The sequence below is a fragment of the Lelliottia sp. GFLA7 genome, assembly GCF_056490165.1.
Map to the genome: position 1 here is coordinate 62,906 of NZ_JBWLAQ010000006.1, position 13,433 is coordinate 76,338.

Below are 13,433 nucleotides of genomic sequence, written 5' to 3' on the forward strand. Positions count from 1 at the left end.
TTGCTACGCCGACGCCGCGGCAAATACGCCCGGCGTCGTGCCAAAATGTGCGCGAAAGTGTTTAATCAAATGGCTTTGATCGAAAAAGCCCACGTCGCTGGCAACCTGCGCGGCGCTCACGCCTTTGGCGAGCAATGCTTTGGCGCGCACCAACCGAAGCTGCGTCAGGTATTGATGGACAGAAAGCCCGGTCATGTTCTGAAACGTGCGCATAAAGTAGAACTCGCTTAACCCCGCCACCTCAGCAATCTCTTTCACCGAAACGGGATGCATGTACGCGCATTGCAGAAAATCGACCGCACGACGGATATCCGCGCGTACAACGTCCTGCCGTCCACTGCGCGCAGATCGTTCCCCGTAGCGCCCCACCAGCAGGTTCAACACCTGATACATCACGCACTCTTTTTCCAACGGATCGCGACTTTCGCTCAGCACGGCCGCGGCCTGCAGCATACTGCGCGCCATTTTGGGATCGTGACGCATGCCTTCGGAACCAAAATTCACCTCGCCCTTACCGCGAAGCACCGTTTCAGCCACACCGTCCAGCAGAGCTTGCGAGGGATAAAAGGCACAATAGTCCCAGCCTTCGTCGCGCTGTACCGCTTCGCCAGTATGCACTTCGCCCGGGGCGATAATCATTACTGTGCCCGGCGCGGCAATTCCCCGCTCACGGCAGATGCGCGTGCGCTGTGCCCCGCGCGCAAAGGCAGCAATAACAAATTCATCATGGAAATGGGCCGGATAACTGTGCTCGTAGCAGGACGCGCGCAGGATCTCCATCCCGCCGTGCAGCCCTTTATCGCGCCAGAGCTTGATTTCATCCCGCGATTCTCTTATTCCGTTTATGCCTTTCACCCCTGAAGCGGATTATTTCTGCCATTGAGCAGGATTTTACTATAGCGATTTTGCCAATTATTAAGATTATCATTCAGTGACGTATAAACGAGACAAATAGATGTTGATGAATACAAAGACTTCTCAGCGGAACGACGCCCGAGCGGAATTTCGCGCAGGCGTCACCGCCTGCTTGCCCACCATCCCCGGTTACTGGAGCATCGGTTTTGCCGCCGGTGCAATTGGAACCCTGTCGGGGTTTACGACCGTCCAGACAGCCCTGCTGGCAAGTGCTCTGTACGCCGGTTCGGCGCAGTTTCTGTTTTACTCTCTGTGGGCGACGGGCGCAGAAATCGCGTCAGTCGTCTTAAGCGTATTCCTGGTGAATCTTCGGTATCTGCTGATGAGTTCCGCAATGAGCTTGTTCTTTCGTGATTACACCACAACGCAAAAAATCATCAGCGGACTGCTGCTCACCGACGAAACCTTTGGCGTCGCCGTGCAGCAAGGTAGTCAGCAGAATAAGGTCCCCTTCGCGTGGATGCTGGGGCTTAATCTGGCCGCCTGGATAAACTGGATCCTCGCCTGCGTCGTCGGCGCAGGGCTGGCATCGGCCCTGCCACCGTCGTTAATGGAGGGGTTGAGCTTCAGCCTGGTGTCGATGTTTATCGGCCTGGTCTTGATGATCTGGTTTGCCAGCCGTCGAAAAACGCTCGAATCTTTCAGCATCGCCGCCGCAGTAACGATCACTCTGCTGACGGCGAGCCATACCGATATGAGCGTGGTGGTGATTGTGGCTGCGTCCGTTTCCGCCACGCTGGCGACACTTGGATTGCGCCTCTTCAGTAAGGGGGAAAAATAAGATGGAACGGAATATTTTACTGGCGATTATGGCCTGCGCGGTCGTCACGGCGTTGATGCGCACGGTGCCGATTCTACTGCTGTCCCGATTCCGTCTGGCCCCCATTTTACAGCAGTGGTTAAGTTTTATCCCTTCCGCGATTATGGCCGCGATTGTCACCGCCGAACTGGTGGGCAAACCGGCGCTCACGCCCTCGGGGATCAGCCTGTCGCTGCTCGCCGCGCTGGCCGCCACACTGGCAGGCATCGTGACGCGCAGCCTGTTTGCGACCGTCATTGCCGGAATGGTGGCGTTTTCAGGATTGAGCTATTTTCTGATGGGCTAGTTTACAGCTGAGTCACGCTCTTTCGCGCCGCCGCATCGCGCCAGTCCAGCAATAATGAATAGGGCTGGCGCGTCACCTCGCTAAATCCCCCGATAAACATGTCATCGCAAATCTGCCGGTATTTTGCCTCGCTCACCAGTTCATTCAGCGCGGCACGGATGCGGGAAAGCGTCTCGTGCGAGGTGTTCTTCGCAGCGATCAGCGGCAATCCCGGCGCTAACGGGCTTTCGCCAATCACCGTCAATTCGTCAATCAAGTCGGGTTCGTGGCGTAGCAAAAGCGCCCAGGTGATGCAGTCGATAGCCGCGATATCCGCCGCACCGCGCTTAATTTCTATCAATGATTGTCGATGGCTGCCGCTGATGACGACATATTTGAAAAACGGCGCAGGGTGGTCGAGCGACGCGACCATTTTTAGCAGCACGTTGTAGCCAGATTGCGAATCTCTCGCGTTACACGCCACGCGTTTCCCCTGGAAATCCGCCAGTGTCTTGTGTTTGTCCGTCGCGCGCGCCACTAAAAAACTGCGGTAATGAATCCCGTCGCAGCCGGGTGCGGTGTAATGAAAGCACCCTACCGTTTGCACGTCCGGTAGCTGCGTCATCAGCGGGAAACCGCAGGTTTGGCTGAGCAGCAGATCCGGGTGACGCCAGTGCGACAGCAAATCGTCCCCCGGCCCGCTGGTATCGAGATGACTTACGGGCACACCGTGTTCAGCGAGCAACGTCCGCACGGCAAACGTTAACACATCGTTATCGGCACGGTTTACGGCATACATCGGGAACGCGAGGAGATTAATCATGGGTATCGCTTGTCTTCACCCCTGGATGGACCGTCACATCCACTGTTTTTGCCCAAAACTGACGTAACCATTCGCCATAGCCACCTACCACGAATGTGTGGTTACGCCGCTGATAGTCCGCTTTATCACGCAAATAAATGTCTCGCAGGCCGTACCAGGGCACGCCCGGGAGATCGTGATGCACAGAATGATAGTTGAGATTCAGAAATAACACGCGCCACAGCAGCGACGCCTCGTTGATCACCGACCGCGCCAGCGGATCGTCTTCGGCACGATGCTCGTAGAAAGAGCGAATTTTAGTCAGCGCCAGCGCGGGATAACTCACCGCCAGCACAAAGTACAGCGCAGAAAACCCGCGCCCTTCCATCCAGACAAACAGCCCTGCCAGCAGCGCGGCGTGCACCAGCCACATCATCATGGCTTTGTAGTGTAAATCCCGAAATGCCCGTCCTGCACTCGCCAGCGTTTGGCCGATGTCCAGCAGCGGCGCTAACAGCAATCGTCCCGGGAAGGTATTGCGCAGATGAATGATTTTGCGCTGCCAGGGTGAAAACTGCGCCCAGGTTGCGTCGGTGAAATAGTATGATTCGGGATCGTCCGTCGGCACCGTCAGACGATCGTGGTGATGATGTGCCAGGTGCGAATCACGATACAGCCCGTACGGATACCAGACCGCCAGCGGCAGCGTGCCCAGCAGCTGATTAAACCACGCCACGCGGGTGGGATGGCCGTGGATCAGTTCATGCTGCAGCGACAGATACCAGGCGGTGAACCCAATAAGCAACAGCGTGGAAGGAATGAGCCCGATGGATTGCCAAAAAATCAGCGTCGAAAACCAACCGCCGTAGATTCCCGCAATCAGCATCCACGTCGGGAATTCACTGCGCCACAGCCAGCCTTGCGAAAGACGTCGTATCGCTTCGCGCTGCTCTTCATGTAAATAGTAAGACGACCCTTTACCCATCTGTTCCAGCGCCATTTCCGCAGTCTGTATTTATCTACGACGATCTGAGAAAAGGCCGGAAATCACAAAGAATTTAAATAGCTAACCTTTGCCAAAATATCGCGTAGAAAGCGGTGAGAGGGAGCGCTAACACCGGGATCTTAAGGGTCGCCGTATTCCTGGAATTGGGCATACTGCGTATCGCCAACATGACGAAGCAAAACATGCTCATGCCCGAAAAGTGCCGCGAGCCGTATGAAATACACGCCCCTTTTCGGGGCGTTTTCTTATTCCGCCGTCACCGGCTTGACCCGCACGCCCGCCAGCACAATCACCATGGCGGAGACCAGCAGCAGGCCGCTGCCAGCAAATACGCCGCTGGCACCGTTAAGATCAAATATCGCCCCGCCACCTGCCGCGCCAGCACCAATGGCGAACTGAATGGAGGCGACCAGCAAACCGCCCGCGCTTTCGGCCTCGTCCGGAACAGTCGTGGCAAGCCAGGTTGACCAGCCTACAGGCACCAGCCCAAACGCAAATCCCCACAGCGCCACCAGCAGCCCGTCCAGCATCGCCAGATGACCAAACGCCACCATCATCAACGCCAGAATGCCCATCACGAAAGGAACCAGCGCCAGCGTCAGGCGCAAATTACGCGCCAGCAACATCCCGGCAATCGACGTGCCGACAAAATTCGCCAGCCCGAAGCCCAGCAGGATCAACGAAATGGTCTCTACGCTCGCCTGTCCAACGGTTTCGAGGAACGGACGCAGATAGGTGAAGAAGGCAAAATGTCCGCTGAAAATCAGTACCGTCGCCAGTAAACCGCCAATCATCCCCGGACGGCGCAGCACGCGCAGGAGCGTCGCCATGCTGCCGCTGCTCTCCGGCTTCATCGACGGCAGTACCCAGAGCTGCCACAGCAGCGCCACAATGCTCGGCACAATGCAGAGGATAAAGACGTTGCGCCAGCCAATCAGGCTGCCGAGATAGCTGCCGAGCGGCGCGGCAACCACTGTGGCGACCGACACGCTGGAGAAAATCACCGCCAGCGCTTTTGGCACTTTATCCGCGGGCACCAGCCGCATCGCGGTCGCGGTCGACATCGCCCAGAAACCGCCAATGGCAATTCCCAGCAGTAAACGGCCAAACAGCAACACGTTCAGCGTGGGCGCAAATGCCACCAGCAAACTGGAGATAATTTGCAGCACCGAGAAAAACATCAGCACCCAGCGGCGATCGATATTTTTCGTTGCGGGCGTGATCAGCAAGCCGGTGACCAGCGCAACCAACGCCGTTGCGGTGACTGCCTGCCCGGCCATGCCTTCTGTCACCCCCAGACTTGCCGCCATCGGTGTTAATAAACTGGCGGGTAAAAACTCGGCCGTAATCAGGCCAAATACTCCCAGTCCCAGTGAATAGACGGCTCGCCAGGCGGGTTTTGCGGGCACGATTGCCTCACTCGCCGCGATACATGAACTCATCTGTTGCTCTCCCGTTAGAATAATGTGACAACTGTCACGAATCATAGGGCGTTCCCTACGGACGATCTATGACATATAATCTCCACTTATTGATTATTCGTCCGGAGTTGTCTCCATGACCGTTCAGCCACCCGATATGATCAGCGAGCTTTTGCGCGGAATGCGGCTTTCTGGTGTGAAATACCGTCGCATCGAAACCACCGCGCCCTTTGGCGTGTCGTTTGCCTATGTCGCCGGCAAAGCGCAGTTTCATTTCGTGAGTCAGGGGACTGCGCTGCTGCGCATGGAGAGCGGCGCGCGCTTTACCCTCAACAGCGGCGACGCGCTGTTTATCCCCAATGGCAATGCGCACGCCTTGCTTTCTGATGAAAATGCCACCGTAATCCCGGTTTCCGCCTATCCCAGCGAATCGATTTGCAACTCTGTCTGCGCCATTACCTGCGAGCCGTGCCCTCAGAGCGACAAGACGGTGATATTCAGCGGATGTATGGACTTTGAGCTGGGCGGGATGCAGCCGCTGATCAAAGCGATGCCCGAAGTGATGATGGTGAGTCGCCTGATGTCGACATGGCCCGAGATCCATCCGCTGCTGGCGGCAATGGAGCGCGAGTCCATGACGCGCCAGGTGGGATTCGCCGGAATTCTGGCGCGCCTCGCGGATGTAGTCGCCGCCCTCATCGTGCGTGGCTGGGTGGAAGCGGGTTGCGGCAAGGCCACCGGCTGGGTACAGGTTTTGCGCGATCCGCGCCTCAGCCGCGCGATTTATGCCATGCACCAGCAGCCGGGCGTCAACTGGAGCGTGGCGGAGCTGGCAAAAGAGGCCGGGACATCGCGATCCGTTTTTGCCGAGCGCTTTTTATCGGCCACCGGGACGACACCGGCAAAATACCTAAGCGAGCTGCGGATGCGGCTGGCGATTCAGTACATTCGTCATGAAAATCAGCCGATTGAAACGGTCGCGCTGCGCCTGGGTTATGGCTCACTCGCGGCGTTCAGTCGCGCCTTTAAGCGCATTGTGGGCCAGGCGCCGGGTGCCTTACGCGAAACCACCCCGCTTGCAGAGGAGATCTAAACAGTAAATCGTCTGGTTCTGCCTAAAGTGGGATGTTCAACACGCGAAGCCTGCGATATTCGTCTAAGGTTTTCAGGTGATTGACGACAGCGTTCACGCTGCTCGCAAATAAAAAGGAGAAGAATCGATGACGATAATTGATCTGCGCCGTCCTGCGGCTTTACCGCTGGCGCTGCGCGTCGCATTGGGAGGCGCACTGCTGGGTGTGGCTGCGTTCAGCCATGCCGAAGAGGCACAATCGACGCAAAAGCAGTCGCCGGATATTCTGCTCGGTCCCCTGTTCGTCGACGTGCAGAGCGCAAAATTATTCCCTGATCAAAAAACCTTTGCCGACGCGGTACCAAAAAGCGATCCCTTGATGATCCTGGCGGATTACCGGATGCAGCATAAACAGTCTGGCTTTGACCTGCGCCACTTTGTCGAGATGAACTTCACCCTGCCGGGCGAAGGGGAAAAATATGTTCCCCCCGCCGGACAGAACTTACGCGAACATATTGACGGGTTATGGCCGGTGCTGACGCGCACCACCGACAAGGCCAGCAAATGGGATTCACTGCTTCCGTTGCCAAAACCCTATGTCGTGCCCGGCGGGCGCTTCCGTGAGGTCTATTACTGGGACAGCTACTTCACTATGCTGGGCCTGGCCGAGAGCGGCCATTGGGACAAGATCAGCGATATGGTGGCGAACTTTGGCTACGAACTCGACTCGTGGGGCCACATTCCTAATGGGAACCGCAGCTATTATCTGAGCCGCTCTCAGCCGCCTTTCTTCTCGCTGATGGTTGAGCTGCTGGCGACGCATGATAAAGAGGCGCTGAAAACCTATCGTCCGCAGATGGAAAAAGAGTACGCCTACTGGATGGAGGGCGCGGAGACATTGCAGCCGGGACAGGCGAACAAACGGGTGGTGAAACTGGATGATGGCTCGATTCTGAACCGCTACTGGGATGACCGCGATACGCCCCGCCCTGAATCCTGGCTGGATGACGTGACCACCGCTAAAAATAACCCGAACCGTCCGGCGACGGAGATCTATCGCGATCTGCGATCTGCGGCGGCGTCCGGCTGGGACTTTAGCTCCCGCTGGATGGACGATCCGCAAAAGTTGGGGACGATCCGCACCACCAGCATTGTGCCTGTCGATCTTAACGCCCTGATGTTCAAGATGGAAAAACTGCTGGCAAAAGCCAGCCAGGAATCGGGTGATGCTGCTGCGGCCAGCAAGTATGAAACCCTGGCGACGTCTCGTCAAAAAGCCATGGAAAGCCATCTGTGGAATGAAAAAGAGGGCTGGTACGCCGATTACGATCTGAAAAGCAAAAAGGTGCGTAATCAGCTAACTGCCGCCGCGCTGTTCCCGCTGTATGTGAACGCCGCATCAAACGACCGTGCTGCGAAAGTTGCCAGCGCGACGGCCTCGCGTTTGCTAAAACCGGGTGGGATCTCGACGACCACCATCAATAGCGGCCAGCAGTGGGATGCGCCAAACGGCTGGGCACCTTTACAATGGGTTGCCGCTGAAGGGCTGCAAAACTACGGGCATGAAAAAGTGGCGATGGATGTCACCTGGCGCTTCCTCACCAACGTTCAGCACACCTACGATCGCGAGCAAAAACTGGTCGAGAAATATGACGTTTCTACCACCGGGACGGGCGGCGGCGGAGGCGAGTATCCGTTGCAGGATGGATTCGGCTGGACCAACGGCGTGACCTTAAAAATGCTGGATCTTGTGTGCCCGAAAGAGAAACCGTGCGACAGCGTACCGGCCTCGCAACCGGCGGCGAATGATGATGTGGCTCCTCAATCGTCAACGCAGAAGAGTGCGGCGCAGTAGCCAGAACGTTATCTTATTGCTCACATCCCAAAAGGGAATAGCAAAAAAACGGCAACATCAGTTGCCGTTTTCCTTTTTATCTCAGTGCACCGTGCTTAATTAGAAACTGTAGCTCGCTCCGACCTGATAAGTACGGTCGCGCCCAATCCAGCAGTTTGTGGCGTCATAACAGGTAAAGGTTTCTTTGTTGGTGATGTTCTGCGCGCTGGCCTTAAGGGTCAGCCCTTCGAGAGAAGGCATAACTTCACCCAGTCTATACGACGCGGCCAGATCGTACTGAGTCGTTCCGCCCAGCTTGCCCTGATCGTTGGCTGGCGCAATTTCCATCGGCCCGGTATAACGCGCACCCGCGCCCAGGTTCAAGCCTTTCAGCAGCGTGCTGTCGAAGGTGTAATCACCCCAAAGATTAAAGGCATTTTCCGGCACCTGCGTCGGTCGTTTGCCCTGATACTTATCATCTTCGGTGTTGATCGCATGGGTGTACGCGTAGTTTGCAATCAGCGTCAGATTATCGGTCGGACGGCTGACGACGGACAGCTCAGCCCCTTTCGACTCCACTTCACCCGTTTGACGATAGTTCAGGAAACCGGGATCGGTGGTCACGACATTTTTCTGGCGAATATTGAACACTGACGCGGTCAGCGTGGTGGCGTACTCTTCCAACAGATATTTGACCCCGCCTTCCACCTGTTTGCTGGTGGTCGGTTTGACATCTTTCGCCATCAACGTGCCCTGCGGCGAAACTGGGGCAAAGCCTTCTGAGTAACTGATGAACGGTGAAATTCCGTTTTCAAACGCATACAGCGCGCCCAGTCGTTTGGTTACGCGATCCTGCGATACCCAAGCCTTGTCGCCATTCTGCAGATAGTTGGTGGTGACCGAACGGTAATCGTCGTAGCGCAAGCTGCCGAGGAGATTCAAGCCGCCAAACTCTACCTGATCCTGCAGGTAGTAACCGTTTTGCTGATAGCTCAGGCGGTTTTTCTGCGCGGTATACAGGCCCAGCGCGCTTTCACTGATTTGCGTGTAATCCGGGTCACGCATATCAATGCCCGGCGTTGCCGACGCGTAGCGATAGTGGAAATGGGAATTCAATTTCTGATAATCAAAGCCCGCCAGCAGGTGATGTTTCCATTCACCCAGGGTCACGGTTTTGGTTACCTGGTTATCCATATTAAAACTGTGCAGATCTTCATCCGTGGTGTAGGCAAAACGATTGAGCTGGTAAAGCTCGCTACCCGCCCCCGTTGAATAGACGCTGCGCTGATGGGTGTCGACGTCAAAATAGCGCGCTTTTTGGTTGAAGCCCCAGCCGCTGTCAAATTCATGTTCAAAGCTGTAGCCCAACATCCACTGGCGCTGCTTGAAGCCGCTCCACTCATCACCCGCGTAGTCGCGTCGATCAGCATATTTCGACCGCAAATACGATAACGGCAACGGGTTCGACGGCGAGAGGCTCGGGGTGTTTTGCGCCAGCGCGTCAAGGGTGAGGCGCGTTTTGCTGTCAGGCTGCCAGGTGACAGACGGCGCGACCAGATAGTTTTCGGTGCGCGTGGTGTGCGGCTGATCGTCACCTTCGGTCGCTTTACCCAGCAGACGGTAATTCCAGTCGCTGTCGGCGATTTGCCCGGTGGAATCCAGATAACCCTCTTTCAGATTACGCGTGCCGGTAGTAAAGCCCACTTCCGTATGCTGGTTTTTTTGCGGTTTTTTGCCCTGAATATTCACCAGCCCGCCGGGCGAGCCACCGCCGTACAGAACAGATGCGGGGCCTTTGAGAATATCTACACTCTCGATCAACAAGGGATCGATCCGCGCTTTGGTATTCCCGGTCACGTTATAGGGAAGTTGAAGACCGTTGTAATACTCTTGCTCAACGGTGAAGCCGCGAATTTTGTATTCGCTCATATACGAGGTATTGCCACGTACTTCGGTGGAAACGCCTGGCGCGTAGCGCAGGATTTCGTTGACCGAATTCGCGTGGCGCTGCGCGATCTCCGTGGCCGATATCGTGTTTATCACCTGCGGGGTTTTACTTTCAGCCACCGCAGATTTTGTAGCGCTGTTGGTCCAACCGGGCAGCGCGCTATCTTGCTCCGCCCCGCTGACCACGATTGTGGATTCCTGAGCAAACGCAGGCGTGTGTAACGCCTGCGTGACCGCGCCTGCCAACGCACATATCGCAAAACGTGAGGTTTTCATATTGTCGTCTTATTATTAGAAATAGCCAGAAACGACAATTATTCTCATTTCGATTTACAAAGCAATATCAAGACCAAAAAAAAACGGCCCTCAATCGAGAGCCGTTGATGTCTGCTTACGCACGCCTGAGTAACCGGAATATCGCCAGCACGACGATGGCACCCACGACAGCCACCAGGAAACTGTGCAAATTGAAACCACTCACGCTGCCGCCGACGCCAAACATTGTCGCCAGCCAGCCTCCCACAACTGCACCAATCACACCCAGTACACAGGTCAGGATAAAGCCGCCGCCATCACGCCCAGGCATGATGAATTTTGCGATAATACCGGCAATCAGACCAAACACAATCCACGCGATGATACCCATACGATGCCCTCTTGCAGATTAAACGCATGCGCTGAAATCTTCCGCGCAAGTGACTTAAGTATAGGACAGCACGCGAAAATCATTCTTTGTCACCGACTTAATTACGTCTCATTTTAAAAAAAAATTCACCGGTTTGTATTAAGTTCTTTCGTTTACTGCCGATACTTCATCGACAGTCTGTCAGACAACCGAGGAGCCATTCGGCGTGAGTAATTACAGTGAGCAGTTCCTGAAGCAAAATCCGCTGGCTGTCTTAGGGGTATTACGCGACCTGCATAAGGGCGAAGTCCCTTTGCGCATCAGTTGGTCTACAAATCAGTTTATCAGCAAGATCCTTGAGGCGACCCCTGAGCGTCTGGTCATCGACCTCGGTAGTCAGGAATATGAAAATCGGGCGGCTTTGCGCGCGCAAAATCTCGCTGTGATGGCGGAAACGAAAGGCGCGAAAGTCGAGTTTGTCCTACCGCAGCTGATTCAGGGCGACTATCAGGGCCTGCCTGCTTTTTTTGCGCCATTACCCGATAGCGTGTGGTTTGTTCAGCGCCGCGAATATTTTCGTATCAACGCCCCGCTGCATCCGTCCTATTTTTGTAAAGCCAAAATGCCGGATAAAAAAGAGATCCGCTTCCGCCTGTTTGACCTTTCGTTAGGCGGCATGGGCGCATTGATGGATACGGCTCGACCAGAGGGTTTGGTCGAAGGGATGCGGTTTTCCCAGATTGAGCTGGATATGGGCGGCTGGGGACGGTTTTACTTTGACGCGCAGCTTATCGCCATTAGCGAACGCAAAGTCGTGGACAGCAAAAACGAAACTATTACCACGCCACGTCTGAGCTTCCGCTTTCTGAATGTCGGCCCAGGTGCCGAGCGCGAACTTCAGCGTATTATTTTCTCACTGGAGCGAGAAGCGCGGGAACGCGCGAATAAGGTCATTTGATGGGTGCCGGACAGCCTTTCGCTGCCCGGCAATGGCATTACATGGCGTCCATGGCTTTCTGAACTTTCCAGATATAGCGCGGAGCCTGTGGTGCCGGATGATTCTTCGCAACATGGTCAACAAATTCGTTTTTATCCATGCCGTTGATCTCTTCAATCGCTTCTTTGCGATCCGATGAGAAAGTACGTAGCAGTGCGCCTGCACCGTTAACGTAAGAGACCACCAGCGCGTACTGCATCACTTCCGGATCGTCGATACCTTTCAGAACCCCATGTTCCAGAATGCTCAAATACGCCGTACCCATGGAGATATTACGTTCCGGGTTTTTCAGCTCGCTGGTCGACGGCTGACCTTTCCAGCCCATGTAGCGGTACACTTCGCGCCCTGCCGTAGAGGCTTTAAGCTGCATTAAACCGACCGCGTTCGATTTGCTCACAAGCGTAGGATTGCCCCCTGATTCCACCGCGATAATCGCCGTGATTAGCCGTGGGCTCACGCCCCAGGCCTTCCCGGCTTTTTCACTGATAGGCATCCACTGCATCGCACGCTTCACAGGCACTTCCGGATTCCATGGCGGATTTTGGTAATCCTTTTTGGAACTACAGCCCGCCAGCAATACCATCAAAAAAGCAAACCATCTCAATTTCACGTCATCTATCCTTATATCCGGTCATCGCGATTACGCTATCCCCCTTGAAGCAGGCGGCCTATAGGCGGCATGATATAGATAATTAAGTTCTCATTCAGCAAGGAATTGCCATGTCCCGATTTCATCTCATCGCCCCTTCCGGTTATTGCATTAACCAGGACGCCGCACAGCGCGGTATTCAGCGCTTACTGGAATCTGGCCATTCGGTAACAAATCAGACAATTATCCCCCGTCGTCAGCAGCGTTTTGCCGGAACAGAGACGCAAAGACTGGCGGATATCAACGATCTGGTAAATGTTGAAGGCGCGAACAACATCGTGCTGGCGGTGCGTGGCGGGTACGGTGCCAGCCGATTACTGGAAACCATCGACTGGGACGGACTGGCCACTCGCCAGCAGCACGATCCCCTGCTGATTTGTGGCCACAGCGATTTCACCGTCATCCAGTTGGGCTTGCTGGCGCGGCATAACGTCATCACCTTTAGCGGCCCGATGCTGGCAGCGAATTTCGGCGCACCGGATCTGGACGCCTTCACGCAAACGTATTTCTGGCGGGCGCTGCAAAATCCCGTTTTCTCGATTGAATGGCAAGGCACTGGCCCGCAGTGCGAGTGTGAGGGTCAACTGTGGGGCGGAAATCTGGCGATGCTGGTGTCGCTGATTGGCACGCCCTGGCTGCCGAATATTGAAAACGGCATTCTGGTGCTGGAAGATATCAACGAACATCCGTTCCGCGTCGAGCGCATGCTGTTGCAACTCATGCACGCGGGCATTCTCTCCCGTCAGCGCGCCATCGTGCTCGGTAGTTTTAGCGGTTCCACGCCGAATGATTACGATGCCGGGTATTCGCTGGAAAGTATGATGGATTACATTCGCTCAAGAGTGAATATTCCGGTAATCGGCGGGCTGGATTTTGGTCACGAACAGCAGACGGTGACCTTGCCGCTCGGCGCACAGGCCGCCCTTAAGCACGACGGGGCTGTCAGCGAATTAACAATCAGCGGTCATCCCGTTATAAAGGCATAAAAAAGCCTTTTTACCGGGCCAATAAAACGCGGTTTCGGCCGTTATTATGTTAGGGTTTATGTAACAGTCACTACATTGAGGTGGGAGTAAGACA

General features: G+C 55.4%; 13 protein-coding genes. 6 read left to right on the plus strand and 7 right to left on the minus strand.

Features of this window, described 5'->3' with window-relative positions; all coding sequences use genetic code 11:
- Positions 1–3: 3 nt before the first annotated feature.
- Positions 4–780, minus strand: a complete 777-nt coding sequence (locus AC07RN_RS16190; RefSeq protein ID WP_478336873.1) for an AraC family transcriptional regulator — start codon at positions 778–780, stop codon at positions 4–6.
- Positions 781–955: 175 nt separating this feature from the next.
- On the opposite strand from AC07RN_RS16190, the gene AC07RN_RS16195 reads away from it, so the two are divergent.
- Entirely contained in the window at positions 956–1,696 is a 741-nt protein-coding gene (locus AC07RN_RS16195) for an AzlC family ABC transporter permease (RefSeq protein WP_478336821.1), read from the plus strand.
- A 1-nt stretch (position 1,697) separates the two neighbouring features.
- Positions 1,698–2,021, plus strand: a complete 324-nt coding sequence (locus AC07RN_RS16200; protein ID WP_478336822.1) for an AzlD domain-containing protein — start codon at positions 1,698–1,700, stop codon at positions 2,019–2,021.
- A gap of 1 nt (position 2,022) precedes the next feature.
- Here the strand turns inward: AC07RN_RS16200 and AC07RN_RS16205 are convergent, their stop codons facing one another.
- The 3 genes from AC07RN_RS16205 to AC07RN_RS16215 form a co-directional block, all read right to left on the minus strand.
- On the minus strand, positions 2,023–2,823 hold the full coding sequence (locus AC07RN_RS16205; RefSeq protein WP_478336823.1) for a phosphate/phosphite/phosphonate ABC transporter substrate-binding protein: 801 nt from the start codon (positions 2,821–2,823) through the stop codon (positions 2,023–2,025).
- On the minus strand, positions 2,816–3,787 hold the full coding sequence (locus tag AC07RN_RS16210; protein WP_478336874.1) for a fatty acid desaturase: 972 nt from the start codon (positions 3,785–3,787) through the stop codon (positions 2,816–2,818). Before AC07RN_RS16210 ends, AC07RN_RS16205 begins: the two co-directional genes overlap by 8 nt.
- Positions 3,788–4,053: 266 nt before the next feature.
- Entirely contained in the window at positions 4,054–5,250 is a 1,197-nt protein-coding gene (locus AC07RN_RS16215) for an MFS transporter (protein WP_478336824.1), read from the minus strand.
- Between the two features lie 115 nt (positions 5,251–5,365).
- Between AC07RN_RS16215 and AC07RN_RS16220 the strand changes: the two genes are divergently transcribed.
- On the plus strand, positions 5,366–6,322 hold the full coding sequence (locus tag AC07RN_RS16220) for a cupin domain-containing protein (RefSeq protein WP_478336825.1): 957 nt from the start codon (positions 5,366–5,368) through the stop codon (positions 6,320–6,322).
- 127 nt (positions 6,323–6,449) lie between these two features.
- A complete protein-coding gene (locus tag AC07RN_RS16225) occupies positions 6,450–8,156 on the plus strand; it encodes an alpha,alpha-trehalase (protein ID WP_478336826.1) in 1,707 nt (568 codons plus the stop codon).
- A 99-nt stretch (positions 8,157–8,255) separates the two neighbouring features.
- Here the strand turns inward: AC07RN_RS16225 and AC07RN_RS16230 are convergent, their stop codons facing one another.
- On the minus strand, positions 8,256–10,358 hold the full coding sequence (locus AC07RN_RS16230; RefSeq protein ID WP_478336827.1) for a TonB-dependent siderophore receptor: 2,103 nt from the start codon (positions 10,356–10,358) through the stop codon (positions 8,256–8,258).
- 115 nt (positions 10,359–10,473) lie between these two features.
- Positions 10,474–10,728: a GlsB/YeaQ/YmgE family stress response membrane protein gene (locus tag AC07RN_RS16235; RefSeq protein WP_012017740.1), complete on the minus strand. Its 255-nt coding sequence runs from the start codon at positions 10,726–10,728 to the stop codon at positions 10,474–10,476.
- A 205-nt stretch (positions 10,729–10,933) separates the two neighbouring features.
- On the opposite strand from AC07RN_RS16235, the gene ycgR reads away from it, so the two are divergent.
- On the plus strand, positions 10,934–11,665 hold the full coding sequence (ycgR, locus tag AC07RN_RS16240) for a flagellar brake protein YcgR (RefSeq protein ID WP_012017741.1): 732 nt from the start codon (positions 10,934–10,936) through the stop codon (positions 11,663–11,665).
- Positions 11,666–11,702: 37 nt separating this feature from the next.
- Here ycgR and emtA read toward each other — a convergent pair whose 3' ends face one another.
- Positions 11,703–12,314, minus strand: coding sequence for a membrane-bound lytic murein transglycosylase EmtA (gene emtA / locus AC07RN_RS16245; RefSeq protein WP_012017742.1), 612 nt, complete (start codon positions 12,312–12,314; stop codon positions 11,703–11,705).
- Positions 12,315–12,424: 110 nt separating this feature from the next.
- Between emtA and ldcA the strand changes: the two genes are divergently transcribed.
- Positions 12,425–13,339, plus strand: coding sequence for a muramoyltetrapeptide carboxypeptidase (gene ldcA / locus AC07RN_RS16250; RefSeq protein WP_478336828.1), 915 nt, complete (start codon positions 12,425–12,427; stop codon positions 13,337–13,339).
- Positions 13,340–13,433: the final 94 nt, after the last annotated feature.